Source organism: Cellulomonas sp. URHE0023 (assembly GCF_000688475.1).
Classification (GTDB): Bacteria; Actinomycetota; Actinomycetes; order Actinomycetales; family Cellulomonadaceae; genus Cellulomonas.
Genome location: NZ_JIAN01000012.1, coordinates 14,114 through 36,256 on the forward strand (window position 1 = coordinate 14,114; position 22,143 = coordinate 36,256).

A 22,143-nucleotide genomic window follows, 5' to 3' on the forward strand; every position below is an offset into this window, starting at 1 on the left:
TACGGAGGAACCATGACCACCCCGATCAGCACGTCGTTCGGCGTCAGCGCCGAGACGAAGGCAGCCGCGGCCGCCAACAAGGACAGCAGCGCCCTCGACAAGGACGCCTTCATGAAGCTGATGATCGCCCAGCTGCGCAACCAGGACCCGTCCAGCCCGATGGACACGTCCGCGATGATGGCGCAGACCACCCAGATGACGACCATGGAGAAGCTCGTCGAGCTCTCCGACACGCAGCGCGAGTCGTTCGCGCTGCAGATGCGCATGGCCGCCGCCTCCCTCGTGGGGCAGCAGGTCACCTGGACCGACGACGCGGGTGCCGACCGCACCGGCAACGTCGCGAGCGTCTCCTACGCGGGCCCCGTGCCCACCGTCAAGGTCGGCGACCAGGAGATCGCGCTCGACGCCGTCTCCTCCGTCGCCACCTCCTCCGTCAACGCCCCCGCTCTTCTTCCTGCCTGACCCACCCCCCCGAAGGGAACTCACCATGCTTCGTTCACTCTTCTCCGGCATCAGCGGTCTTCGCAGCCACCAGACCATGCTCGACGTCACCGGCAACAACATCGCCAACGTCAACACCACGGGCTTCAAGTCCTCGCAGACGCAGTTCCAGGACACCCTCTCTCAGGTCCTGTCGAACGCGGGCGGCGCCCAGCAGGGCACCGGTGGCACCAACCCCGCGCAGGTCGGCCTGGGCGTGCGCGTCGCGGGCATCACCACCAACTTCACGCAGGGCGCGTCGCAGATCACCGGTCGCAGCACCGACATGATGATCCAGGGCGACGGGTTCTTCATGGTCCGCAAGGGCAACGACGCGTTCTACACGCGTGCCGGGTCGTTCGACTTCGACGCGACCGGCCAGATGGTGCTCCCGGGTGAGGGTGCGCTCGTCCAGGGCTGGGCCGCCGACAAGTACGGCAACATCGACACCAACGGCCCGCTGTCCGACCTCAAGGTGCCCTCCGGCACGATCATGGCGCCGATCGCCTCGAGCTCGGCGACCTACGCGGGGAACCTCGACAGTGCCGCGCCCGCCGGGACGACCCTGGAGCGCACGATCGACCTGTTCGACTCGACCGGCACCGCCCGCACGCTGGCACTGACGTTCACCAGCAAGGGCGGCGGGGACTGGACGCTGGACGCCACCGACGGCGACCCGTTGAACGACGTGAAGGGCGCGGCGGTGACCTTCGATACGGCTGGCACGCTCACCAGCGCGAAGTCGATCGCCGTCGGAGGCGTGACGGTCGACCTCGCCGGGCTCACCGGCTTCTCCGGCCTGGACACCGTCCGTGCCGCCACGCAGGACGGTCAGTCCGCCGGCACGCTGCAGTCGTTCGCCCTCGGCGCCGACGGCACGATCACGGGCGCGTTCAGCAACGGCCTCAAGCAGACCATCGGTCGTCTGGCGCTCGGCTCGTTCACCAACCCCTCGGGCCTGGAGAAGGCGGGCGGCTCGCTGTTCCGCACGTCCGTCAACTCGGGTGACCCGCAGGTCGGCGCGGCCGGCACCGGCGGCCGCGGCTCGCTGGCCGGCGGCGCGCTCGAGATGTCGAACGTGGACCTGTCGAGCGAGTTCACCAACCTGATCGTCGCCCAGCGCGGCTTCCAGGCGAACTCCCGCGTCATCACCACCTCGGACGAGGTGCTGCAGGAGCTCGTCAACCTCAAGCGCTGACGCCTCCCGCACGGCCCGGCCCCTGCACGACACGGGGGCCGGGCCGTTCGTGCGTCCACGGGCAGGGAATGCGTGTGGCCGGCAGCTCGTTGACCGGGGCATGCACCTTGACGAGATCCCGCTGACCACCCTGCAGGGCACGCCGACCACGTTCGGTGCGTATGCCGACAAGGTGAGGCTCGTCGTGAACGTCGCGTCGCGGTGCGGCCTGGCGCCGCAGTACGAGAAGCTCGAGCAGCTCCAGAAGACCTACGGTGACCGCGGCTTCACGGTCCTCGGCTTCCCCAGCAACCAGTTCCTGCAGGAGCTCGGGTCGGACGAGGCCATCGCCGAGTACTGCTCGATGACCTGGGGCGTCTCGTTCCCGATGTTCGAGAAGGTCAAGGTCAACGGCCGGTCCGCGCACCCGCTGTACAAGGAGCTGACCACGACGCCGGACGCGTCGGGCAAGGTCGGGCGGATCACCTGGAACTTCGAGAAGTTCGTCATCACGCCGGACGGCTCCGTCCACCGGTTCAGCCCGAAGACCGAGCCGGACGCCCCGGAGATCGTGGACCTCATCCAGCGCTCGCTGCCGGCAGTCTGAGCACGCCGGCACCGGGGCGGCACGGCGCCGCCACCGTGCCGTGAGCCGAGCCTCGCGGTCGTTCTCGACCCCCCGACCGGGAGCTCGGGTCCCCGTCCCCGTCGTGGACTCCCACCAGACGTCGTCGCTGGACGCCGACGCCGCTGCCCGCTGCCCAGAAGTCCTCCATATCGGCCTGAACCGGCCGATGGACCAGGGGAGAGGTGGTCCAGAAACACCCTGACGACATCGCGTTCCTCAGGTTGTTCTCGGCCGCGCAGGGCACGGCTTCGAGAGGACATCGATGGACGGGATTGCAGGGATCTCCGCACGGATCGCGCAGATCCAGGCGCTCGTGCTTCCGGCGCAGACCAGTGTGATCGCCGCACCGGCCGCCACGAGCACCTCCGCCTCGACGTTCGCGACCGCGCTCGCCGACGAGGTCGCCAAGACCTCCGGCGCCGCCGCCAGCGCAGGCACCGGCCAGCTGAACGCCGACGGCGTACCCGTCGAGCTCGCCCGCTACGGCAACGGACAGATCCCCGACTCCGCCCTGCAGAACGTCGGTGGCACCAAGGCGAAGCTCTGGGCCCCTGCTGCGCAGAAGCTCGAGCAGCTGATGTCTGCGGCAGCCAAGGACGGCGTGCAGATCGGCATCACCGACTCCTACCGCTCCTACGACGCCCAGGTGGACGTCGCCGAGCGCAAGGGCCTGTACAGCCAGGGCGGCCTCGCCGCGAAGCCCGGCACCAGCGAGCACGGCTGGGGCATGGCCGCCGACCTCAAGCTCGACGCCGCGGGGCAGAGCTGGATGCGCGCGCACGGCGGGGAGTACGGGTTCGTCGAGAACACCCCCCGCGAGTCCTGGCACTGGGCGTTCCGCCCGTGAGCCCGGCCATGACGCCACGCGTGCCGTCCTCGACGACGGTTGACCCGTGCAACTGCTCAGGTCCGCGACCCGCCGGCCGATCAATGAGACGTACGGGCCCACGGATGGGCCCCGCGGCCAACCGGCCGCAGCACGGTGACCAGGGACGGGTAAAGCCATGATTGTTGTCACGCGCCTCGGCGGAGGTGAGTTCGGGGTCAACCCTGACCTCATCCAGCGCATCGACAGTGCTCCGGACGCGATCCTGACGCTGATCGACGGAACCAAGTACATCGTTGCCGAGCCGATGTCCGAGGTCATCACTCGGATCAACGACCACCGCGCGACCATCCTGTCGCGCGCCCAGGAGATCCAGTCGCAGCCCCGCATCGAGCTGGTGCCGGACCTCGACGACGCCGACGACGACGAGCCCGCGGCACCGCCGCGGTTCGACCGTGGGCGCTCCACAGACACTGACGACAAGCCGCTCGCACCGGCCGTTCCCTTCCGACCCCGGAGCGTGTGATGGATCCCGCAACCCTTATCGGCCTCGCCATCGCGTTCGCAGCGATCTTCGGGGCGATGTTCCTCGAAGGCGGCGACCCGCTGTCGATCATGATCCCCGGCCCGCTGCTGCTGGTCTGGGTCGGCACCATCGGCGTCGGCATCGCCGGGCACACCATCAAGGACGTCATCTCCTCGTTCAAGGCGCTCCCGGGTGCCTTGCGCAGCAAGCGGCCCGACGCCTCGGCGACGGTCGAGACCGTGGTCGGCCTTGCCGACCGGGCACGCCGCGAGGGCCTGCTTGCTCTCGAGGACGCGACCCGCACGATCGACGACCCGTTCCTGCGTGGCGGGCTGCAGGCCGCGATCGACGGCACCGACCCCGAGGACCTGCGCACGATCCTCGAGGACAAGATCTCGACCAAGCGCACGATCGACCGGATGCACGCCAAGTACTTCGCCGACATGGGCGGCTACGCGCCGACCATCGGCATCATCGGCACGGTCATCTCGCTCGTGCACGTGCTCGAGAACCTCTCCGAGCCGGCCGAGCTCGGCCACTCGATCGCCGGCGCGTTCGTCGCGACCCTGTGGGGCATCCTCTCCGCCAACGTCGTGTGGCTGCCGCTGTCGGCGCGCATCCGACGCATCTCCGACCTGGAGTGCGCCGCGATGGAGGTCTCCATCGAGGGCCTGGTCGCCGTGCAGGCCGGGGCGAACCCCCGACTCGTCGGCGAGCGCCTGCGCAGCCTGCTGCCGCCGGAGCCTGAAGGCAAGGCGAAGGCCGCATGAGCGGGCACGCCTCCACGAAGGGCCGTCGCAAGGTCCACGAGGAGGAGCACGTCAACCACGAGCGCTGGCTCGTGAGCTACGCGGACATGATCACGGTCCTCATGGCGCTGTTCATCGTGCTCTTCGCGATCAGCCAGGTGGACCAGGAGAAGTACATCGCCCTGCGCGACAGCCTGTCCGCGGGCTTCCAGGACACCACGACGTCGAACTCGATCCTCGACGGCACGGCCGGCAACCTCGACGGTACGAGCTCGCAGGAGAACAGCACGCCTGCGTCCGGAACCGCCGGCATGGTGAACGCCGACCAGGGGCTGGGCGAGCAGGCGGCAGACCCGACCGTCGCCCAGACGGTCGAGTCGACGCCGGGCATCGACCCCGCGGTCCTCGCTGCCGCACAGGCCGAGGCCGCGCACCTCGAGGAGCTCAGGGCACAGATCGAGGCGTCGCTCACCAGCAACGGGCTCGGCAACGCCGTGCGCTACCGCATCGACGAGCGCGGCCTGACCCTCGGGATGGTGGCCAACGACGTGTTCTTCGCACAGGGCAGTGCCGACATGACTCCGGCGGCCCTCCGCGTCCTGGACGTCGCGGCGCCGCTCGTGGTGGGCCTGAACGAGCACATCTCGATCGAGGGCCACGCCAACATCATTCCCTCGTCCGGCCGGTACGCCACGAACTGGGAGCTCTCCTCCGACCGCGCGACCCAGGTGCTGCGGCACCTGGTCGAGGCGGACGGGATCCCGGGCCCCCGCATCATGGCCGTCGGCTACGGCGACACCCGACCTCTCGTCCCGGGCGACAGCCCTGATGCTCTCGCGGCGAACCGTCGCGTCGACATCGTCATCCTCTCCAGCGCGCCCGAGTCCGTGCGCGCCCTCCTGCCCGCTCTGACGGCGAAGGGATAAGGCCATGCCTATCGAACAGCGAGTCGTTTCCGGTTCCAAGATCGGCGGCGGCAACAAGATCGGCGGCGGCGCCAGCGCGTCGCGCGAGGCCGAGGCCGAGTCGCCGAAGGCGACCAAGGTCAAGAAGCCGAAGAAGAAGCTCCTGATCATCGGCCTGGCGACCGTGCTGGCCGTCGGTGGCGGCGGCGGGTACTTCTTCCTGAGCAAGGGCGGCGCGCCCGAGGCTGAGCCTGCACCGGAGAAGGGTGCCGTCATCACCATCGAGCCCGTCAGCCTGAACCTCGCCGAGGGGCACTACCTGCGCCTCGGCCTGGGCCTGCAGCTCACCAAGGAGGTCACCTCCGAGGAGGTGCCCGACACGGCAGAGGCGCTCGACCTCGCGATCGCCCAGTTCTCCGGCCACACGGTCGCCGAGGTCACCGACCCGGCCACCCGTGACGCGCTGAAGGCTCAGCTCCTCGCTGCGCTGGGCACCGCCTACGACGGAAAGGTCATGGACGTCTATCTGACGAACTACGTGACCCAGTAGGGGCACAGCGGGCCGGCGCACGCCGGCGAATCGGGGCGCCATGGAGGGCGCCACACCGCTCCGCAGCTGAACCTCTGACCCACGACGGGTCGGTGCGGAGAGCACTTTCCGGGTGAGTTGAACGGATCTGCACTCAGTTCCTCACAACCCCGGTGCACCTGCCGATGAGTTGCATCGTGACGGTTACTGACACCCTTTCCTCGCGCACCTCCGTGCCGACGCAGCGCCGTGGGCGCGCGGCCGAGCCAGAGCTGTACGACTTCCGCCGACCCATGACGCTCCAGCGCGACCACGCGCGCCACCTCGAGATGGCCTTCGAGCGCTTCGGCCGGCAGGTGGGCAACCAGCTCACCGCACGCCTGCGGGCGATGACCTACCTGACGCTCGACGGGGTCGCGCTGCGCACCTACGACGAGTACATCAGCCTCCTGCCGTCGCCGACCGCGCTCGCCGTGTGCACCGTCAGCCACACCCGCCAGACCGCGCTGCTCCAGCTTCCGGTGCAGGCGATGCTCGTGTGGATCGACTACCTCTTCGGGGGCAACGGCCGTGGCGACGACCGCGAGGGCCGCGAGCTCACCGAGATCGAGCAGGCGCTCGTCAAGGACCTCTTCGTCCTCTCGCTCAAGGACCTCGAGTACGCGTTCGCCGGCATCGCCAAGCTGCCACTGACCGTCGGGGGCCTGCAGTACAACCCCCAGTTCGTGCAGGCCGCCGGTGCCACCGACGCGATGATCGTCGCCTCGTTCACGCTCCGCGTCGGTGAGCGCGAGGACGCCCTCACGCTGATGGTTCCCGCCGACGTGATGCTCGCGCAGCTGAAGGCCGCTGACGGCCCCGTCGCGCGCTCCGAGGACGAGGCCGCCGCCGCCGCCATCACCGCCGCCGAGCTCGAGCGGGCGATGCAGGACGTGCCCGTCGAGCTCGCCGTCCGGTTCGCACCCGTCGTCGTGCACCCCCGCGACGTCATCGATCTTGCGGTCGGCGACGTGCTGCCGCTGTCCCACCCGTCGACCGAGCTGCTGGACGTGGTGGTCGACGGTGTCGTTCTCGCCCGGGCCGCCGCCGGCAGCCACGGGTCCCGTCTTGCCTGCCGAGTCGTCACCGTCGAGGAGAACCAGTCGTGAACAGCATGAACAGCGCCACCATCCCCACCGCGCGCACCGCCGCGGACATCGACGCGGCCGAGACCGCGCTCGCCGCGGCCGCCGCCGCCGCTGCGCTGGTGCCCGCAACGGTGCCGCTCGTCGCCGTCCCCGCCCACCACGACGACATCCCTGCCGGGTCGACCGCGCTGGTCGCGTCGTTCGTCGGGTCTCCCAGCGCCGAGATCGTGCTGGTGGCCGACGGTGTCATCGCCGACGCGCTGGAGGCCAGCGCCGCGGCCGGCAACACGATCGAGCTGAGCGACGCCCTGCGCCCCGCCATGGAGGCCGCAGCCGCGGTCCTCGGCGCCGGTGTCCTCGAGGCCGCACGCCTCGAGCCCGTCGAGCAGGTCGTCGCCCCGGACACCCACGTGGTCGCGCTCGAGCAGGGTGGCGACGCCACCGCCTGGTTCGCGCTCCGGGTCCGGGAGACCAAGGCCGCTGCCTCGCCCGCCGCGAGCTCGGTGCACACGCCCCGCGCGAACATGCGGATGCTCTACGACGTCGAGATGACCCTGACCGCGGAGATCGGTCGCACGCGGCTGCCCGTGCGCCAGCTCCTCGACCTCACCCCCGGCGCCGTCCTCGAGCTGGACCGCACCGCTGGGAGCCCCGCCGACGTCATGGTCAACGGTCGCCTCATCGCTCGCGGCGAGGTCGTCGTCGTCGACGAGGCGTACGGCATCAAGGTCACCGAGATCGTGTCCGGCACGGAGTCCGGCGCCTGATGCTGACTGCGACCTTCGTGCTTCGTCTCCTGCTGGCGCTGACCTGCGTGGTCGGCCTGATCTGGTACATCGGTCGCCGGTTCGGCAACGGCGGATCTCAGCACAAGGCGTCGCGCGAGCCGGGCCTCAAGGTCGTCGGCCGCCAGTCGATGGGCAAGCACGCCGGCGTGGCCGTCCTGGCCGTCGGTGAGCGTCGTCTGCTCATCGGCTACGGCGAGGCGCAGGTCTCCATGCTCACCGAGCTCGGGGCCGTGTACGAGGAACCGCCGGCCCCGAAGGCCGCCGTGTCCACGGACGCGACCGAGCCCACCTCGACAGCCTGGGTGCTGATCGGTCGTGCCGCCAAGAACGCTGTCGGGGGGCTGCTGCCCACCCAGCGTCGCAAGGCGACCACGCCCGCGTCGCCCACCCCGGTGGCTGCTCCTGTCGCGGCGCCCGTCGCACGCAAGGAGCTGGACGCGAGCCCGCTCGACCGGCTCGACCAGGCCGACTGGCCCACCTCCGAGTACGTGGCACCGTCTGCGTCCGGATCTGCATCGGCTGTGACCGTCGAGCCGTCCGCACCGGTCCCGTCCGCCGCACGCGTGGAGGCCGTCGCACCCGCCGCGGCCGCACTGCTGCCCGACCTTGTCCCCGCGGACGTCAAGAACGCCGCGCTCGCCGGCTCGATCTTGGCGCCCGACACGTGGCGCCAGGCGGTCAAGTCGCTCCAGGATCGGACGGTCCGCCGCTGATGTTCTTCGACCCCACGGCACCCTTGGTGCCGACCCCAGCCGTGCCCCCAGGCGTTGCCGACACCGTCACGGTGGCCGTCAACGGCGTGAACGGTGCGCCCAGCAACTCGATCGTCATCCTGCTCGCGGTCACGCTCCTGTCGGTCGTGCCGGCGGTCCTGCTGATGACCACGAGCTTCACCAAGATCTTCGTCGTCCTGTCGTTCACCCGGAACGCGCTCGGGCTGCAGGGCGTGCCGCCCAACCAGGTGCTCGCCGGCCTCGCGCTGTTCCTGAGCCTGTTCATCATGGCGCCGGTCATCTCAGAGGTGAACGACGTCGGGGTCCAGCCCTACGTGAACGGTCAGCTGACGTTCACGCAGGCCGTCGACATCGGCAAGGAACCGCTCGAGAAGTTCATGCTCTCGCACACGCGTGAGCAGGACCTGGCGCTGATGACCCGCGCGGCGGACCAGGAGAACCCCTCGAGCGAGGCGGACGTCCCGTTCACCACCCTCGTGCCCGCGTTCCTGATCTCCGAGCTGCGGTCCGCGTTCATCATGGGCTTCGTCATCTTCATCCCGTTCCTCGTGATCGACCTCGTCGTCTCGGCGTCGTTGATGTCGATGGGCATGATGATGCTGCCGCCGGTGATGATCGCGCTGCCCTTCAAGCTCTTGCTGTTCGTGCTCGTCGACGGCTGGGGGCTGATCATCACCTCCCTCGTCGGCTCCTACACAGGGAGTGGTTGACGATGGACACCAGCGCAGTCCTCGACATCGGCATGCAGGCGCTGCTCCTCGCCGCCAAGCTCGCCGCCCCGGTCCTGGTGACCTCCCTGGTGGTCGGCTTCGTCGTGTCGCTCATCCAGTCCGTGACCCAGATCCAGGAGGTCACGCTCAGCTTCGTGCCCAAGGCCATCGCGGCAGCGTGCGCGCTGCTCCTGGCCGGGCACTGGATGATCTCGGAGATCGTCCAGTTCACCCACGAGCTGTTCGCTCGCATCCCCTCACTGACGGGGGGCTGAGCATGGACCCGGTCAACGTCGCGCTGCCTCTGGAGGCCGTGCAGACGGCGATGCTCGCCGCTGTCCGGATCCTCGCCTTCATGACCGTTGCGCCGCCCTTCTCGCAGAAGGTCATCCCCGCCACGGTGCGCTGGATGATCGCGGTCGGCCTGGCCATCGCTGTCTCGCCGCGTCTGACGTCCGCCGGGACGGACACGACCGCAGGGTTCGTCGGCTCGCTCCTGCTGCAGGCCGTCATCGGTGCCCTGTTCGGGTTCCTCGTGATGATGGTGTTCTCGGCGATCCAGTCGGCCGGCACGCTCATCGACCTGTTCGGCGGCTTCCAGATGGCGTCCGCGTTCGACCCGATGAGCCAGTCGAGCGGGGCACAGTTCCAGCGGCTCTACCAGATGACCGCGATGGTGCTCCTCTTCGTGACGAACGGCTACCAGATCGTGCTCGGCGGGCTCATCCGCACGTTCGAGGCCCTGCCGCTCGGCGCGGCCCTGAACCCCGACGTGTTCATGCACTCGCTGACCACCGGGGTCTCGCAGATGTTCGTCGGTGCGCTCCAGATCGCCGGCCCGTTGCTCGTCGTGCTGTTCCTCGCCGACGTGGGCCTCGGCCTGCTCACCAAGGTCGCCCCCGCGCTCAACGCGTTCGCCATGGGCTTCCCGCTGAAGATCTTGATCTCGTTGTCGCTCGGCGCGTTCGCGTTCCTCGCGCTGCCGAACGTCGTGCAGGGCCTGACCGGCAAGTCCATGTCCATGATGCTGGGAGGAGGCTCATGAGCGGCGACAGCGGCGACCGCACGGAGAAGGCCACCGCCCAGCGGATGAAGGACGTCCACCGCAAGGGCAAGCTCGGGCGGTCGCAGGACCTCTCCTCGTGGCTCGGTCTCGGTGCCGCCGTGCTCGCGCTGCCGATGGTCATCACCCGTGGTCGTTCGGCCGCGCTCGACCAGCTCGCGCAGCTCAAGCAGGTGGCCGACGAGCCGACGGTCGAAGGCGCCGTCAAGCTCCTCGAGAACGCCCTGGGCTCGGTCATCTCGACGCTCGCGCCGCTGTTCGTCATCCTCATGATCGTCACGGTCGGGGTCGGCATGGCGCAGGGCGGCTACCGCCTGCGTCGCTTCACCCTGCACGTCGACCACCTCAAGCCGATGAACGGCCTCAAGAAGATGTTCGGCGTGCAGGCCGTGTGGCAGGGCGCCAAGACCCTGCTGAAGTCTGCCGCCGTCGGTCTCGTGATGTTCGTCGGGATCAAGTCCATGGCGCCCGTGCTGATGGCGTCCGGCACCCTCCCGCTGAACAGCCTGCTCGGCACCGCGTCCAACGGCACCGCGACGCTTCTGCGCACGGGCATCGGCGCGGGCCTGCTGCTCGCGCTCGCCGACGTCATCGTCGTGATGAAGCGCAACCGCAAGCAGACCCGGATGACGCTCAAAGAGGTCAAGGACGAGAACAAGCGCACCGAGGGCGACCCGATGCTCAAGGGCGCGATCCGCGCCAAGCAGATGGCGATGAGCCGGAACCGCATGATGTCCGAGGTCGCCACGGCGGACGTCGTCCTGGTCAACCCGACGCACGTCGCCGTCGCGCTGCGCTACGAGCCCGGCACGGGTGCGCCCAAGGTCGTGGCCAAGGGTGCAGGAGCCGTCGCCGCCAAGATCCGCGAGGCGGCGTCGGAGAAGCGCGTCCCGATGATCGAGGACATCCCGCTGACCCGCGCGCTGCACGCCGCGTGCGAGCTCGGCCAGGAGGTGCCGGCGCACCTGTTCACCGCGGTCGCCCGGGTGCTCGCGTTCGTGATGGCCCTGCGCCGTCGCGGAGCGTCCGCCGGCCAGCACCGCGTCCCCGGCGGCCCGACCATCGAGGCCGACGGCACAGACCACCGCGCCACGGCACGCGCCGCTCGCCGGCCGGCCCGCAAGCCCAGCTCTGCTCAGACCGGACGCTCCGCGTCCTCAGTCACCACCACAGTCCTCACCGACGGCGCCACCGCGCCCACCGGATCGCCTACGACAGATCAGGTCACGCGATGAAGAACAAGAACCTCATGTCCCTGTCGGTGCCCCTGGGCGTCGTCGGCATCGTCCTGCTGCTCGTCGTGCCGCTGCCTCCGGTGCTGCTCGACCTGCTGATCGCGCTCAACATCACGGTCTCGCTGGTCATCCTGCTGACCGCGATGTACGTCAAGCGGCCACTGGACTTCTCGGTGTTCCCGTCGCTGATCCTCGTGTTCACGCTGTTCCGGCTCGGCCTGAACGTGGCGTCGACGCGACTGGTGCTGCGCGACGGGTTCGCGGGCAACGTCATCGACTCGTTCGGTCACTTCGTGGTCGGCGGGTCGCTGGTGATCGGGCTCGTGATCTTCCTGATCCTCGTGGTCATCCAGTTCGCGGTGATCACCAACGGTGCCGGCCGAGTCGCGGAGGTCGGGGCGCGGTTCACGCTCGACGCCATGCCCGGCAAGCAGATGGCGATCGACGCCGACCTGAACTCCGGCCTGATCGACGAGGACACCGCCCGCCGCAGGCGCGCGGACGTCGCCGCCGAGGCCGACTTCTACGGTGCGATGGACGGTGGCTCCAAGTTCGTCAAGGGCGATGCCATCGCGGGCATCATCATCACGATCATCAACCTCATCGGTGGCTTCGTCATCGGCATGGTCCAGATGGGCATGAGCGCCGGCGACGCCCTGCAGCGGTTCAGCCTGCTGACGATCGGTGACGGCCTCGTCACGCAGATCCCCGCCCTGCTGCTGTCCGTGGCGACCGGTATCGTCGTGACACGAGCCACGGCCGAGGGTGACCTCGGTGCGGTGGCCACGAAGCAGCTCGGTCAGTCCCGTACCGCGCTGCGCATCGCAGGTGTGGGTGCGCTCGCCCTCGGGCTCCTGCCGGGCATGCCCAAGCTCCCGTTCATTCTCGTGGGTGGGACGCTGCTGATCGTCGCCCAGCGGTCCCGCAGCGTGGAGGTCAAGGAGGAGGCCGCCGTGCAGGCAGGTGCGCAGGCCAGCGCCGTCGCCCCCTCGAACGACAGCCCCGAGCAGCTCATCGAGCAGATGCGCGTCCACACGCTCGAGATCCTGCTGGCCCCCGACCTGGTGGACCTCGTCGGCAGCGGACCCGACCAGGACCTGCTGGCCCGCGTGCGCGGCCTGCGCCGCAAGACCGCGCTCGAGCTCGGCATCGTCGTGCCGCCGGTCCGCACCAGGGACAGCGTCGACCTGCCGCGGTCCACCTACGTGGTGAAGATCGCGGGCGTCGAGGTCGGCCGCGGCGAGGCTCCGGCCGGTCGCATGCTCGCGCTCGGCGACGACCTGGGCGCCCTGCCCGGGACGACCGTGAACGAGCCCGTGTTCGGCCTGCCCGGCAAGTGGATCCCCGCCGAGCTGCGGCACGCCGCCGAGATGTCCGGTGCGACCGTCGTCGACCGCGTCTCGGTGCTGATCACGCACCTCGGTGCCCTGATCGCCCAGCACGCGTCGCGCCTCCTGGGCCGCGAGGACGTCCGCGTCCTCACCGAGGGCGTCAAGAAGGTCAACCCCTCGGTCGTCGAGGAGCTCATCCCCACGCTGCTCAGCCTGGGCGAGGTGCAGCGGGTCCTGCAGGGCCTGCTCGCCGAGGAGGTCCCGATCCGGGACCTGGGCCGGATCTACGAGGCGCTCACGCTGCGTGCCCGGGTCAGCACCGACGCCGAGGGGCTCGTCGAGGCGGCTCGCGCCGCCCTCGGCCCGGCGCTGGGCTCCATGTACGTGCGGGACGACGTGCTGCGGGCGGTCACGCTCGACCCCGGCTTCGAGCAGAACCTGGTCGAGTCGATCCGTCCCGGCGAGCACGGCACCCACCTGCTGGTGGACCCGAGCCGGCTCGAGGCCATGCTGGACCAGCTGCGTCGGCAGGTCGCCGAGGCCGAGGCCGAGGGCCGCACGGTCGTGCTCGCGTGCGCACCGGTCATCCGCCCGGCCCTGCGCCGGCTCGTCGCCATGGGCCTGCCGCGTCTGCCGGTCCTGTCCTACGGTGAGGTCACCGGTGTCGGCGTGCAGGTGGAGACCCTCGGGGTGGTGAGCGGTGTCCCAGCGCTTGCTGCTTGAGGGGACCGACCTCGCCGAGCTCATGGCCCACGTGCAGGCCGAGTTCGGGCCTGGCGCCCGCGTGGTGCGCGCAGAGCGCATCCGGACGGGCGGCGTGGGAGGGTTCTTCGCGCGTGAGCGCTTCGAGCTCACCGTGGACGTCCCCGAGGAGCCGCAGGGCCGTCCGCGTGCACTGAGGAACCCCCCGCGCCCGAAGCCCGTACCCGCCGCCCCGGAAGCGGACGGCATCGACGCGCTGCTCGCCGCGGCCGACGCGTACGACGCCCTCCCGGACGGGTCGACCCCGGAGACGGTCGAGAGCCTGGACGTCATGGACGACACGGACGAGGTCGTGCCGGAGCCGCCCGACCCGCACCCGACCGTCTCGACCGGCGGTGCGGCGTTCGCCGGCATCCTCGAGCAGGTGCGCGCCATGGCAGGAACCCCGGCGCCCGCCGACATCGAGGTGCCCGCGCCGCCCGTGGAGGACCCGCTGCGCGCCTCGCTGCGCGGGATCGGGATCCCCGAGCACATGCTGGACAGCAGCACACCTCTGACCCTGCCCGCCGTGCTCGCACGCGTGCCCGCCGCCCCGGCGCTGCCCCGGGCCGCCGGCTCCGTCGTGGTGGTCGTCGGCGAGCAGTCGGACGTCGATGCCGTGGCGATGATCCTCACGGAACGGCTGCGTCTGGAACCGTCGGCCACGTGTGCCGCGGGCGCCCGGACCGGTGGCCGTGCGCGCACCGGTCGCGTCGGCGTGGCCAAGGCCGCGAACGCCGCCGAGCTCGCCACCTGGCTCGAGCGCGTCGCCTCGAGCTCGCAGATCGGTGTCGTCGCGCTCGCGGTCGGACCCGAGCCGACCGACCGTGCCGACGCGGCAGCGCTGCTGCGCACGTGCGGCGCGGCCCAGGTGTGGGCCGTCGTCGACGCCCGGACCAAGACCGCTGACGCGACGCGGTGGATGGCCGACGTGGGCGGTCCCGGCGGGATCGACGCGATCGCCGTCCGCGGGCTGTTCGACACGACCCAGCCCGGCACCGTCCTCGACCTGGGCGTCCCCGTGGTGTGGGTGGACGGCATCCCGGCGACCACGGTCGCGTGGGCGGCCGCACTCGGTCAGGCGCTGGGCACCGCTGCTCGGTAACCGCCCCGAGAACGACGCGCGCGCTGCGCCGCAGGTAGGTGCCCGCTCCGGTAGGGTCGCCGCATGCTCGTGCTCAGTCGTCGCGTTGGGGAGCGGCTCGTGATCGGCGACGACATCGTCGTCACGGTCATCGAGGTGCGAAGTGATGGCGTCCGCCTCGGCATCGACGCCCCCCGCGAGGTGCGCGTGCACCGCGCCGAGGTGCTCGAGGCTGTGCGCGCCGCCAACGTCGAAGCCGTCGCTGCCGACGACCGCACCGTGGCGAGCCTGCAGCGACTCGCCGTACCCGCCAGGACCGTCTCCGAGTCCGCAGCCGCAGACCCCTCAGGAACCCCTCCCGCCAACCGATGAAGTCGTTCGCCGGGACGCCTCGGTCATGAGGGCGTTACGCGCGGATTCGGGAGGTAACCGGTGGAGGACATCGACGAGATCGTCCGTGAGTTCCTGGTCGAGAGCTATGAGAATCTCGATCAGCTGGACCGCGACCTCGTAGCACTAGAGGAGAGCCCCGGCTCACGCGAGTACCTGAGCAGCATCTTTCGCACGATCCACACCATCAAGGGCACCAGTGGCTTCTTGGCGTTCAGTCGCCTGGAGCGCGTGACCCACGTGGGTGAGAACCTGCTGGTCGAGCTGCGCGACGGTGTGCGGTCCATGGACCAGCGGACCACGACGGTCCTGCTGCAGATGACGGACTGCGTCCGCGACATCCTCACCCACATCGAGGCCGACGGCACCGAGGGTGAGGTGCCGATCGACGTGGTCATCGACGCCGTCGACGCGATCCGCAACGGTTCCGCGCCGGTCGAGGTCGACGACGTCGCCGCCGAGACGCCCGCCGTGGCCGAGGCGCCCGTCGTCGTCGAGGCGCCGGTCGTCGCCGAGGCGCCCGTCGTCGTCGAGACGCCGGTCGTCGTCGAGACGCCCGTCCTCGTCGAGGCCGTGGCCGCCGCTCCCGTGAAGAAGAAGATCGGCAGCCGCGCACCGCGGACCACCGCGGTCGCCGCGGCCGAGTCGACGTCTGCCGTCATCACCGCGACGCCCGCCGAGCCCGCGCCGCAGCCTGCAGTCGCGATCGCACCGCAGCCGTCGCCGACCCCCACCGCAAAGAATGGGAACAAGTCCGTGAAGCCGCTCGTCCCGACCCAGACCGGTGCTCCCGGCTCGGAGCAGATGCACGAGGAGTCCGTCCCCGGCCTGCGTGGTGCCGCTGACACGTCGATCCGCGTGGACGTCGACCTGCTCGACGCGCTCATGCGTCAGGTCGGCGAGCTCGTCCTGACCCGCAACCAGATCAGCCGGCTCGCCACAGGTACCGACGACGTCGACCTGTCGCGCTCCGCGCAGCGACTCAACCTCATCGCCGGTGAGCTGCAGGAGGGCGTCATGAAGACGCGCATGCAGCCCATCGAGCACCTCTGGTCGAAGATGCCGCGCATCGTGCGCGACCTCGCGGCGGCGTGCAAGCGCGAGGTCCAGCTGGACATGACCGGTGGAGACACCGAGCTCGACCGTGGACTCCTCGAAGCCGTGAAGGACCCGCTGACGCACCTCGTGCGCAACGCCGTCGACCACGGCATCGAGCCCTCCGAGGACCGCATCGCCGCCGGCAAGCCGGCCAAGGGCGTCCTGACACTTCGGGCCTACCACTCCGGTGGCCAGGTCGTGGTCGAGGTCGCCGACGACGGCGCCGGGGTGGACACCGTCAAGGTGGCAGCCAAGGCGCTCGAGAAGGGCCTGCGTACGGTCGAGCAGCTCGACTCCGCAAGCCACGCCGAGCTCCTTCAGCTCCTGTTCGTCCCCGGCTTCTCCACCGCTGCCGCCGTCACCAACGTGTCCGGTCGTGGCGTGGGCATGGACGTCGTGCGCACCAAGGTCGAGGCCATCGGCGGCACGGTCGACATCGAGTCGACGCTCGGCGTCGGAACCGTCTGGCGCCTGCGCATCCCGCTGACGCTGGCGATCATGCCGGCGCTGACGGTCGAGTGCAGCGGCGACCTGTACGCCGTGCCGCAGATCAACCTGCTCGAGCTGGTGGCCCTCGACGGCCAGCGTTCGGGCTCGGGGATCGAGTACGTGCACTCCGCACCCGTCTACCGGCTGCGCGGGGACCTGCTGCCGCTCGTGTCCCTCTCGGGCGCACTCGGCCTCGAGCAGGACACCAGCGAGCGGGACCAGACCAGCGTCATCGCGGTGGTGCAGGCGGACCAGCAGCGCTTCGGCCTGCTGGTGGACCGCGTGCTCAACACCGAGGAGATCGTGGTCAAGCCGCTCTCGTCGCGGCTCAAGTCGATCGGTGTCTACGCGGGTGCCACGGTGCTCGGCGACGGCCGGGTCGCGCTGATCCTGGACGTCCAGGCCATCGCCCGACGCGCGATCGTCGGCGACCTCGAGGCTGTCAGCTCCGAGGCACGTCGCCGCGCGCAGGAGGCAGCCGCTCGCGCTGTCGAGATGGAGCAGGTGCTCGTGGTCAGCGTGGGCGACCGTCGCGTCGCCATGCCGCTCGCCTCGGTCGCCCGGCTCGAGCACCTGCGCACCGAGCACCTCGAGCTGGTGGGTGGCCGCGAGGTCGTCCGCTATCGCGGATCCATCCTTCCGCTCGCACGGCTCGGCGGCCTTCTCGGGTCGTACTCGGAGCCGTCGGCGAACGGTGAGCTGCTGGTCGTCGTGTTCACACGGGGCGACCGGAGCTGCGGGCTCGTGGTGGACCAGATCCTCGACATCGTCGACGACGACGTCGCGCACCACTCCGACATCGAGGACCACGGCCTGCTGGGCTCGACCGTCCTCGGTGACCGGGTGACCGAGCTGCTGAACGTCCGCGAGGCGATCCTCCTCGCAGACGCCTCGTTCTATGACACCGAACTCGGCACGACCGACGCGCACCACGCGTCCGACCTTGTAGGAGCCCTGCGATGAGCCAGTACGTGACCTTCACGCTCGACGGTCGCCTTTACGGCATCGACGTGGTGCGAGTCCAGGAGGCACTGCGGTCTCACACCCGCACGCGCGTCCCGCTGTCTCCGCCGACGATCGCCGGGCTCGTCAACCTTCGCGGCCAGGTCGTCCTGACGATCGACCTGCGGACGCGCCTGGGACTCCCGGGCCGGTCCGCGCTCGACGAGCCGATGATGGTCGTCGTGCAGGTGGCCGGCGAGGCCGTGAGCCTGCTGGTCGACGAGATCGGCGACGTCGTCGACGTCGGCCCCGCCTCGTTCGAGACGCCTCCCGACACCCTCGACGCCGTGATGCGCCCGCTGATCCGCGGCGCCCACAAGCTCGACGAGGGCCTGCTGCTCGTGCTCGACGTCGACCAGACCGTCGCAGCCTGAGCCCGGCTCTCCTCCCGAACTGCCCCCATCGACCGGCTCGCTGAGCCGGTCGCCCAGACGACGGCCACATGGCCTGACGAAGGAGTCCCCATGTCCACGAACCTCGCATCGGCCGATGCACCGCGCCCGCGCGGTGCGTGGCTTGCCGACCGCTCCGTCCGCACGAAGGTGCTGAGCCTCACCGCGCTCTTCGGTGTGGCTGCGATCGGCCTCGGCGGGTCCGCCGTCTACAACATGACCGACATGGCGAAGGACACCAACGACATCGCGGCCGTCGTCACGGACCTGGTCGCGCCGATGGACACGGTGCACCAGGACCAGCTCAAGGGCCGGATGATCGTGGCGCAGCTGGCCGGCACGTCGAGCCAGGAGGCGCACGACCACTGGATGGCGGAGCAGGACGAGAACGACGCCGAGCTCGATGCGGCGGCTGCCGCGTTCGAGGCGAGCGGCGGAGCCGAGCTCGAAGGGTGGGACACCTTCACCACGAACTACGCCGCCTGGCGCGAGGCCCGGGACAGCAAGCTCGTCCCCGCGGCGGTGAGCGGCGACAGCGCTGCCTACGAAGAGGTGCTCAACACGGTCACCGAGCCCCTCAAGGACGCGTACGTCGACGCGCTGGACGCCACCGCGGCCGCCGCGGCCGACGAGGTCGTGCACGTCTCGACGCACGTGCACGACCAGGCCACGTCCGTGAGCCGCCAGCTGATCGTGATCGTCCTGGTCGCGCTCGGACTCCTGACTGCCGTCGGCGCGACGCTCGCCGGCTCGATCCGCCGCTCGGTCCGCAAGGTCCAGGTCGCGGTCGACGCACTTGCCGTCGGTGACCTGACGGTGCGTGCCGACGTCCACAGCAAGGACGAGATCGGCCGGATGGCCGCGTCCCTGACGGTGGCGCAGGACGCGCTCCAGGCCACCCTCGTGGGTGTGCTGGAGACGTCGCAGACCGTGGCTGCTGCTGCCGAGGAGCTGTCGGCGTCCTCGAGCGAGGTCGCCACGGGTTCGGACGAGACGAGTGCACAGGCGGGCGTGGTGGCTGCGGCTGCCGAGCAGGTGTCCCGCAACGTGCAGGCCGTCGCGGCCGGTGCCGAGGAGATGGGTGCCTCGATCCGCGAGATCGCCCAGAACGCCAACCAGGCCGCCAAGGTGGTCGAGCAGGCCACGAGCGCCGCGGAGTCGGCGAACGACCAGGTCGCCCGTCTCGGTGACTCGTCGCTGCAGATCGGCAACGTGGTCAAGACGATCACGAGCATCGCCGAGCAGACCAACCTGCTGGCGCTGAACGCGACGATCGAGGCTGCGCGTGCCGGTGAGGCCGGCAAGGGCTTCGCGGTCGTGGCCGGTGAGGTCAAGGAGCTCGCCTCGGAGACCGCCCGTGCCACCGAGGACATCGCCCGTCGGGTCGAGGCCATCCAGGCCGACACCACCGGTGCGGTCGCCGCGATCGGTCAGATCGCCACGATCATCGCCTCGATCAACGACTACCAGCTGACGATCGCCTCGGCGGTCGAGGAGCAGACCGCGACGACGAACGAGATGTCCCGTGGCGTGGCCGAGGCCGCGACCGGCTCCGGCGAGATCGCCATGAACATCTCCGGGGTGGCCAACTCGGCCGCATCCTCCTCGCAGACCCTGGGGCAGATGGGCGACGCCGTCAACGAGCTCGCGCGCATGTCGACTGACCTGCGCACTCGCGTCTCGGCGTTCACTTTCTAGAGCTCCGCTCGCACCACCTCGACGACGCCCCGCCGGACCTCCGGCGGGGCGTCGTTGCGTGTGGCGAGACTGCTCAGTTCCGGGTCGCACCGGCCGATCGGGGGGGAGACGACACGTCTTCTCACCAGGAGGTCCCCGCGACATGAGCACCGCACCCCAGCGTGCTGCCCGCGTCGCGGCCGACACGCCCGATGAGCAGAACGAGTGGCTGGACGAGCAGACCGCCCACGACGCCGAGCTGGCGGACGCGATGGCGACCTACGACGTCACGCATGCGGCCGACAAGGTCCCTCACGTCCTCGCAGAGCAGTCCCAGCGCACCACCACCTCAGCTCACACCCAAGGAGTCGTAATGCAGGGTCGAAACAAGTGGACGGCGATGATCCTCGCCGTCGGTATCGTGGGTTCGCTCGCCGCGTGCGGCAGCGGATCGAGCGACGACGAGAGCCAGGTCGTCGGCGTCGCACTGCCGACGAAGGAGCAGGCTCGCTGGGTCGCCGACGGCGACAACCTGAAGAAGCAGTTCACGTCTCTCGGGTACGACGTCGAGATGCTGTACGCCGGTGACGACGCGGCCGCCCAGGCGGACCAGATCCAGAAGCTCATCGACGACGGCGCGGACGCCCTGGTCGTCGGCGCGGTCGACGGGACGGCGCTCAAGGCCGTTCTGGCCAACGCGGCGTCGGAGGACATCCCCGTCATCGCGTACGACCGGCTCATCCGTGACTCGGGCGACATCGACTACTACGCGTCGTTCAACAACTTCCAGGTCGGCGTCATGGAGGGCCGGGCCCTTCTCGCCGGCATGGGCGTCATCGACGCCAGCGGCAAGCCCACCGGCCGCACGGGCGTGAACATCGAGGTGTTCGCCGGCTCGCCCGACGACAACAACGCCACGTTCTTCTACGACGGCGCCATGTCCGTCGTGCGTCCGTTCATCGACGCCGGGGTCATCTCGGTCCCGTCCGGCCAGGTCGAGCGTCTCGACGTCGCGATCCAGGGCTGGAAGAACGACGTCGCCGGACAGCGCATGACCACCCTGCTCGCGCCTTACCAGGCCGGCAAGCACCTCGACGGGGTCCTCGCACCGAACGACGGGATCGCCCAGGCGATCATCGGCGCGGTCAAGCCGGCACTCGGCTACGTCCCCGCCGTCCCCGGCCAGGACGCCGAGATCCCCGCGATCAAGTCGATCGCCGCAGGCGAGCAGATCGCCACGGTCTACAAGGACACGCGGACGCTCGCCGAGGTGACCGTCGGCATGGTGCGCGAGCTGCTCAAGGGCAACGAGCCCGAGATCAACGACACCACCTCGTACGACAACGGCGTCAAGGTCGTCCCGTCGTACCTGCTGACCCCGCAGATGGTCACCAAGGACAACTACAAGCACGTGCTCGTCGACGGCGGGTACTACACCGAGGCGGAGATCGGCTGATGGCCACGCAGACAACTTCCCCGGCGCTCAAGCGCCGCTGGTTCATGGACCGCCCTGTCGCGGTCAAGATCGCCTCGTCGCTGCTCGTCCTGGGCGTGACGTTCGGCCTCGTCGGCGGTGCGAGCGCGGTTGCGCTCTTCCGCGCCGCCGACCACCTCCAGGAGATGTCGGAGTACACCGGCAAGCTCCAGACGGCGCTCGCCGAGCTGCGGACCGCACAGTCCCGTTCGCACCTCCTGTTCGTCCAGGCCGCCACGGCGGACCCGGCGACGCGTGCGCAGATCATGACGACCTCGGAGTGGCTCGACGGTGACGTCGAGCGCCAGATCGCGATCATCAACGAGTTCCCCGAGGTCCAGACCAAGCAGTGGGACGACTTCCAGGACCGCTGGGCGGCGTGGGTCGACTACCGCGACAGCTCGCTGACGCCTCTGCTGGGCAACTCCGACCTGCTCACGCTGGCGGCAGCGTTCAAGGCCGACGCCGCGGCTGACGCCGACTGGGCTGGTCGAGTGCTCGCGCTGACCGCCGGTCAGGTCGACGCGAAGGTCAACGACATCCTGGAGCGCGGGAAGAACGAGACGATGATGACCATCATCGCCCTGTCCATCGCGTTCGTCGTCAGCGGAGCAGCTGCTCTGGTGCTTGCGACGTACACCACCCGCAAGCTCTCCAGCTCCGTGCGCGGCGTGCAGAAGTCGCTCGAGGCGCTCGCCGAGGGCGACCTGACCGTCGAGGTCGAGGTCACGAGCTACGACGAGGTCGGGCGCATGTCCGCCTCGCTCAACACGGCCCGTGAGTCGCTGCGTCGCACGCTCGCCGGTGTCCTGGAGACGTCGCAGACGGTGGCGGCTGCTGCTGAGGAGCTGTCGGCTTCCTCGAGCGAGGTCGCCTCGGGTTCGGACGAGACCAGTGCACAGGCGGGCGTGGTGGCTGCGGCTGCCGAGCAGGTGTCCCGCAACGTGCAGGCCGTCGCGGCCGGTGCCGAGGAGATGGGTGCCTCGAT

23 protein-coding genes are annotated in these 22,143 nt (G+C 70.0%); all 23 read left to right on the plus strand.

The genetic code is table 11. The annotated features are described in order from the left end of the window. Positions 1 to 12 precede the first annotated feature (12 nt). Positions 13 to 462: a flagellar hook assembly protein FlgD gene (locus N553_RS0120120; protein WP_028048012.1), complete on the plus strand. Its 450-nt coding sequence runs from the start codon at positions 13 to 15 to the stop codon at positions 460 to 462. A gap of 25 nt (positions 463 to 487) precedes the next feature. Further along, positions 488 to 1,678 (plus strand): flagellar hook protein FlgE, encoded by a 1,191-nt coding sequence (locus N553_RS0120125; protein WP_028048013.1) that lies wholly within the window; start codon positions 488 to 490, stop codon positions 1,676 to 1,678. Between the two features lie 100 nt (positions 1,679 to 1,778). Continuing rightward, positions 1,779 to 2,264: a glutathione peroxidase gene (locus N553_RS0120130; RefSeq protein ID WP_028048014.1), complete on the plus strand. Its 486-nt coding sequence runs from the start codon at positions 1,779 to 1,781 to the stop codon at positions 2,262 to 2,264. 283 nt (positions 2,265 to 2,547) lie between these two features. Then, on the plus strand, positions 2,548 to 3,132 hold the full coding sequence (locus N553_RS0120135; protein ID WP_028048015.1) for a D-alanyl-D-alanine carboxypeptidase family protein: 585 nt from the start codon (positions 2,548 to 2,550) through the stop codon (positions 3,130 to 3,132). Between the two features lie 157 nt (positions 3,133 to 3,289). After that, positions 3,290 to 3,637 (plus strand): flagellar FlbD family protein, encoded by a 348-nt coding sequence (locus N553_RS0120140; protein WP_028048016.1) that lies wholly within the window; start codon positions 3,290 to 3,292, stop codon positions 3,635 to 3,637. Beyond that, positions 3,637 to 4,407 (plus strand): motility protein A, encoded by a 771-nt coding sequence (locus tag N553_RS0120145; RefSeq protein WP_028048017.1) that lies wholly within the window; start codon positions 3,637 to 3,639, stop codon positions 4,405 to 4,407. The genes N553_RS0120140 and N553_RS0120145 overlap by 1 nt, the downstream gene beginning before the upstream one ends. Continuing rightward, the gene (locus N553_RS0120150; RefSeq protein WP_028048018.1) at positions 4,404 to 5,312 is read left to right on the plus strand and encodes a flagellar motor protein MotB; all 909 of its coding nucleotides are present in this window, start codon (positions 4,404 to 4,406) and stop codon (positions 5,310 to 5,312) included. The genes N553_RS0120145 and N553_RS0120150 overlap by 4 nt, the downstream gene beginning before the upstream one ends. A 4-nt stretch (positions 5,313 to 5,316) precedes the next feature. Continuing rightward, positions 5,317 to 5,841 carry a flagellar basal body-associated protein FliL gene (gene fliL / locus N553_RS0120155; RefSeq protein ID WP_028048019.1) on the plus strand — a complete coding sequence of 175 codons (525 nt, stop codon included), beginning with the start codon at positions 5,317 to 5,319 and terminating at the stop codon, positions 5,839 to 5,841. A gap of 176 nt (positions 5,842 to 6,017) precedes the next feature. After that, complete coding sequence (locus tag N553_RS0120160; protein WP_028048020.1) at positions 6,018 to 6,968, plus strand: flagellar motor switch protein FliM; 951 nt, start codon at positions 6,018 to 6,020, stop codon at positions 6,966 to 6,968. Positions 6,969 to 6,973: 5 nt separating this feature from the next. After that, entirely contained in the window at positions 6,974 to 7,714 is a 741-nt protein-coding gene (fliN, locus tag N553_RS0120165) for a flagellar motor switch protein FliN (RefSeq protein WP_051640411.1), read from the plus strand. Then, complete coding sequence (locus tag N553_RS0120170; RefSeq protein ID WP_028048022.1) at positions 7,714 to 8,448, plus strand: flagellar biosynthetic protein FliO; 735 nt, start codon at positions 7,714 to 7,716, stop codon at positions 8,446 to 8,448. Before fliN ends, N553_RS0120170 begins: the two co-directional genes overlap by 1 nt. Continuing rightward, positions 8,448 to 9,179: a flagellar type III secretion system pore protein FliP gene (fliP, locus tag N553_RS23965; RefSeq protein ID WP_034623678.1), complete on the plus strand. Its 732-nt coding sequence runs from the start codon at positions 8,448 to 8,450 to the stop codon at positions 9,177 to 9,179. The genes N553_RS0120170 and fliP overlap by 1 nt, the downstream gene beginning before the upstream one ends. 2 nt (positions 9,180 to 9,181) lie before the next feature. Beyond that, positions 9,182 to 9,454, plus strand: a complete 273-nt coding sequence (gene fliQ, locus N553_RS0120180) for a flagellar biosynthesis protein FliQ (RefSeq protein WP_028048023.1) — start codon at positions 9,182 to 9,184, stop codon at positions 9,452 to 9,454. Between the two features lie 2 nt (positions 9,455 to 9,456). Then, complete coding sequence (locus N553_RS0120185) at positions 9,457 to 10,224, plus strand: flagellar biosynthetic protein FliR (protein WP_028048024.1); 768 nt, start codon at positions 9,457 to 9,459, stop codon at positions 10,222 to 10,224. Then, on the plus strand, positions 10,221 to 11,477 hold the full coding sequence (locus tag N553_RS0120190; protein WP_028048025.1) for a flagellar biosynthesis protein FlhB: 1,257 nt from the start codon (positions 10,221 to 10,223) through the stop codon (positions 11,475 to 11,477). The genes N553_RS0120185 and N553_RS0120190 overlap by 4 nt, the downstream gene beginning before the upstream one ends. Beyond that, positions 11,474 to 13,531 (plus strand): flagellar biosynthesis protein FlhA, encoded by a 2,058-nt coding sequence (locus N553_RS0120195; RefSeq protein ID WP_028048026.1) that lies wholly within the window; start codon positions 11,474 to 11,476, stop codon positions 13,529 to 13,531. The genes N553_RS0120190 and N553_RS0120195 overlap by 4 nt, the downstream gene beginning before the upstream one ends. Continuing rightward, positions 13,509 to 14,654 carry a hypothetical protein gene (locus N553_RS0120200; protein WP_028048027.1) on the plus strand — a complete coding sequence of 382 codons (1,146 nt, stop codon included), beginning with the start codon at positions 13,509 to 13,511 and terminating at the stop codon, positions 14,652 to 14,654. The genes N553_RS0120195 and N553_RS0120200 overlap by 23 nt, the downstream gene beginning before the upstream one ends. Positions 14,655 to 14,717: 63 nt before the next feature. Continuing rightward, complete coding sequence (gene csrA, locus N553_RS0120205) at positions 14,718 to 15,005, plus strand: carbon storage regulator CsrA (protein WP_028048028.1); 288 nt, start codon at positions 14,718 to 14,720, stop codon at positions 15,003 to 15,005. 60 nt (positions 15,006 to 15,065) lie between these two features. Further along, complete coding sequence (locus N553_RS0120210; protein WP_028048029.1) at positions 15,066 to 17,573, plus strand: chemotaxis protein CheA; 2,508 nt, start codon at positions 15,066 to 15,068, stop codon at positions 17,571 to 17,573. Continuing rightward, entirely contained in the window at positions 17,570 to 17,986 is a 417-nt protein-coding gene (locus N553_RS0120215; protein WP_028048030.1) for a chemotaxis protein CheW, read from the plus strand. Before N553_RS0120210 ends, N553_RS0120215 begins: the two co-directional genes overlap by 4 nt. Before the next feature lie 90 nt (positions 17,987 to 18,076). After that, positions 18,077 to 19,702 (plus strand): methyl-accepting chemotaxis protein, encoded by a 1,626-nt coding sequence (locus N553_RS0120220; protein ID WP_028048031.1) that lies wholly within the window; start codon positions 18,077 to 18,079, stop codon positions 19,700 to 19,702. Positions 19,703 to 19,844: 142 nt separating this feature from the next. Beyond that, positions 19,845 to 21,137, plus strand: a complete 1,293-nt coding sequence (locus N553_RS0120225) for a sugar-binding protein (RefSeq protein WP_231505337.1) — start codon at positions 19,845 to 19,847, stop codon at positions 21,135 to 21,137. After that, a partial coding sequence (locus tag N553_RS0120230) for a methyl-accepting chemotaxis protein (RefSeq protein WP_034623683.1) occupies positions 21,137 to 22,143 on the plus strand: 1,007 nt, incomplete at its 3' end. The genes N553_RS0120225 and N553_RS0120230, both read left to right, overlap by 1 nt.

Coding starts and splice junctions, on each gene's coding strand:
- N553_RS0120120 (WP_028048012.1), top strand. CDS start 13: ATGACCACCCCGATCAGCACGTCGTTCGGCGTCAGCGCCGAGACGAAG.
- N553_RS0120125 (WP_028048013.1), top strand. CDS start 488: ATGCTTCGTTCACTCTTCTCCGGCATCAGCGGTCTTCGCAGCCACCAG.
- N553_RS0120130 (WP_028048014.1), top strand. CDS start 1,779: ATGCACCTTGACGAGATCCCGCTGACCACCCTGCAGGGCACGCCGACC.
- N553_RS0120135 (WP_028048015.1), top strand. CDS start 2,548: ATGGACGGGATTGCAGGGATCTCCGCACGGATCGCGCAGATCCAGGCG.
- N553_RS0120140 (WP_028048016.1), top strand. CDS start 3,290: ATGATTGTTGTCACGCGCCTCGGCGGAGGTGAGTTCGGGGTCAACCCT.
- N553_RS0120145 (WP_028048017.1), top strand. CDS start 3,637: ATGGATCCCGCAACCCTTATCGGCCTCGCCATCGCGTTCGCAGCGATC.
- N553_RS0120150 (WP_028048018.1), top strand. CDS start 4,404: ATGAGCGGGCACGCCTCCACGAAGGGCCGTCGCAAGGTCCACGAGGAG.
- fliL (WP_028048019.1), top strand. CDS start 5,317: ATGCCTATCGAACAGCGAGTCGTTTCCGGTTCCAAGATCGGCGGCGGC.
- fliN (WP_051640411.1), top strand. CDS start 6,974: ATGAACAGCGCCACCATCCCCACCGCGCGCACCGCCGCGGACATCGAC.
- N553_RS0120170 (WP_028048022.1), top strand. CDS start 7,714: ATGCTGACTGCGACCTTCGTGCTTCGTCTCCTGCTGGCGCTGACCTGC.
- fliP (WP_034623678.1), top strand. CDS start 8,448: ATGTTCTTCGACCCCACGGCACCCTTGGTGCCGACCCCAGCCGTGCCC.
- fliQ (WP_028048023.1), top strand. CDS start 9,182: ATGGACACCAGCGCAGTCCTCGACATCGGCATGCAGGCGCTGCTCCTC.
- N553_RS0120185 (WP_028048024.1), top strand. CDS start 9,457: ATGGACCCGGTCAACGTCGCGCTGCCTCTGGAGGCCGTGCAGACGGCG.
- N553_RS0120190 (WP_028048025.1), top strand. CDS start 10,221: ATGAGCGGCGACAGCGGCGACCGCACGGAGAAGGCCACCGCCCAGCGG.
- N553_RS0120195 (WP_028048026.1), top strand. CDS start 11,474: ATGAAGAACAAGAACCTCATGTCCCTGTCGGTGCCCCTGGGCGTCGTC.
- csrA (WP_028048028.1), top strand. CDS start 14,718: ATGCTCGTGCTCAGTCGTCGCGTTGGGGAGCGGCTCGTGATCGGCGAC.
- N553_RS0120215 (WP_028048030.1), top strand. CDS start 17,570: ATGAGCCAGTACGTGACCTTCACGCTCGACGGTCGCCTTTACGGCATC.
- N553_RS0120220 (WP_028048031.1), top strand. CDS start 18,077: ATGTCCACGAACCTCGCATCGGCCGATGCACCGCGCCCGCGCGGTGCG.
- N553_RS0120225 (WP_231505337.1), top strand. CDS start 19,845: ATGAGCACCGCACCCCAGCGTGCTGCCCGCGTCGCGGCCGACACGCCC.